The following is a 2,414-nucleotide window of genomic DNA, read 5'->3' on the forward strand; positions in this document are numbered from 1 at the left end:
TGGCTGCGATTCGTTTGATCCAAAACCGTGAAAACGGGGGAGGAACAGCAGCAGGATATATACCCTGCTGACAACTGATAGTTCGATGATGGGCGAAATTCCCATCCCTCTAGGTGAAAAGAGGAACAGCATTTTCCCCTCGGTAGCGACTGGTCATCAATCCGAGAAGCGGGAGGAAATGGGGCAAAGTTGCAAACTCGATGTGACGAACAACCCCTAGCAAGTTGCTATGGCTAGCGTAAGCGAACCTGCACCAGAACCGTCGTTATCGTGAACAAGCCAACGCGAGTTAACGCAAGTATCATTGAGCCAATGCGGGGCTTGGTCCAAAATGGACAAGGATAAGGGCCGACAGATCCATCGCTGATCGGTATTCACCCCAATGAAACCCGGCGGACAGTAGGAGACCTACGGCAACGCAAAACGAACTATCGGAACGAAGTAACCAGCAGATGACTCTCATGCGAGGTCGAAGGCGTGAGCAGGTACCAACCGCAAGTATCTGTCTGGTGGGATGGTCTGAAAAGCAAATGCCTGGGGTAATGCCCAGGATACGCTGACGCAGACCCGATACTGTGGAATGAAGGAGTGCAAGTCGCATGGAACAAACCAAGGCACCAGACGAAAGTTTGAGTGAGGAATGGGCCGGATTGCCCTGGCGCAAGCTAGAGCAACATCAGTACCGCCTGCAAAAGCGCATCTTCAAAGCCTCTGAACATGGAGATCTGAAAACAGTTCACAAGGTACAGAAATTGTTAATGAAGTCCCGGTCCGCCCGACTCTTGGCCGTCCGACGAGTGACCCAGGACAACCAGGGCAAGAAAACCGCTGGCATAGATGGTGTGAAATCCGTCCAACCAACGGGCAGACTTGCGATGGTTGAAGCAATTCACCCAAAATGGATGAGCCAGAGGAAGCCACAACCACTCAGACGCGTCTGGATACCTAAACCAGGAAAAACTGAGCAAAGGCCGTTGGGCATTCCTGTAATGTTTGATAGGGCATGTCAGGCACTAGCCAAAGCCGCCCTCGAACCACAGTGGGAAGCCTTGTTCGAGGCCAATAGCTATGGCTTCCGACCGGGACGCGGTGCCCATGATGCTGTAGGAGCAATCTTCATTAATATCCGATTAAAGAGCAAATACGTTCTGGACGCGGATATCAAAGGTTGTTTCGATAATATTGACCATCAAGCGCTCTTAGGAAAGCTGCGCACCTATCCAGTAATGAGACGACTGGTGAAAGGTTGGCTCAAAGCTGGAGTCATGGAAGCATTGGAACTTTCCCCAACCAAGGCGGGAACCCCGCAAGGGGGGGTGGTGTCCCCACTGCTTGCCAACATCGCCCTCTATGGAATGGAAGAAGCATTACTCAAAGCCTACATCGGTGAGAACAAGGCTCCATCCGCACTGCGAGGAGCGCCACAGCTCATCCGGTATGCCGACGATTTTGTGGTGCTGCATGCCCAGGAAACAGAGGTCATTAAAGCGCAGCAAATCATCGCAAGATGGTTACAAGGCATCGGACTGGAATTGAAACCGAGCAAAACGCGGCTCTCCCATACCCTGAAAGAATATCAGGGAAATGTAGGATTCAACTTCCTGGGATTTACTGTTCGACAATTCCCGGTAGGGAAGACCCATACTGGAAAAGGAAAACCGTCAGGTTTCAAAACGATCATAACGCCGAGTAAAGAAGGAGTTCAACGCCATTTGCAAGAACTCAGGAAGATATTACAGAAAAGCCAATCGTTACCGCAAGAGGAAATCATTGACCAACTCAACCCAGTTATTCATGGTTGGGCGCTGTATTATCGAACGGTCGTATCAGCAAAGCAATTTGCGACATGCGACCACCACCTCGTCAGTATGCTTTGGCAGAAGATGACCCGAAAACACCCGAAGAAAGGCGCGCGATGGGTAAAAGGGAAATATTGGCGGACAATTGAAGGGAACACCTGGACATATGCCACGCCAGAAGGACCAGAACAACATGTGCTGAGATGGCACGCAATACCCATCCAACGCCACATAAAGGTAAAAGGCAAGGCCAGCCCGTTCGACGGAAACCTCCTTTATTGGGCAAAACGCTTAAAAGATCACCCATTAACGAAGACGACACTGGGAAAACTGCTACGGAAACAGCAAAGAAAATGCCGCTGGTGTGAACTTTACTTCAGGGAGGGAGATCAAATAGAGATCGACCATATTACCCCAAGAAGTGAAGGCGGCGGAGAAGAATTAAGCAACAAATGTGCGCTTCACCGCCATTGCCATGACCAAAGACATGCGAAACATGGAACGGAGTGTGTCAATGACAATTGACTGCAGTATTGAGGAGCCGTGTGAGGCGACAAGTCTCACGCACGGTTTTGAAGCCGAGCGGAGAGGGCGACCTCTTCGCTTAGGCAGCGC

General features: G+C 50.7%; 1 protein-coding gene. It reads left to right on the forward strand.

Annotation, left to right across the window (positions count from 1 at the left end; translation table 11 throughout):
- Positions 1-599 precede the first annotated feature (599 nt).
- Entirely contained in the window at positions 600-2,324 is a 1,725-nt protein-coding gene (gene ltrA, locus F1593_RS27765; protein WP_149404793.1) for a group II intron reverse transcriptase/maturase, read from the forward strand.
- Positions 2,325-2,414 lie beyond the last annotated feature (90 nt).

Origin of the sequence: Dictyobacter arantiisoli (genome assembly GCF_008326305.1) — a bacterium.
In the GTDB taxonomy this organism is placed as follows: domain Bacteria; phylum Chloroflexota; class Ktedonobacteria; order Ktedonobacterales; family Ktedonobacteraceae; genus Dictyobacter; species Dictyobacter arantiisoli.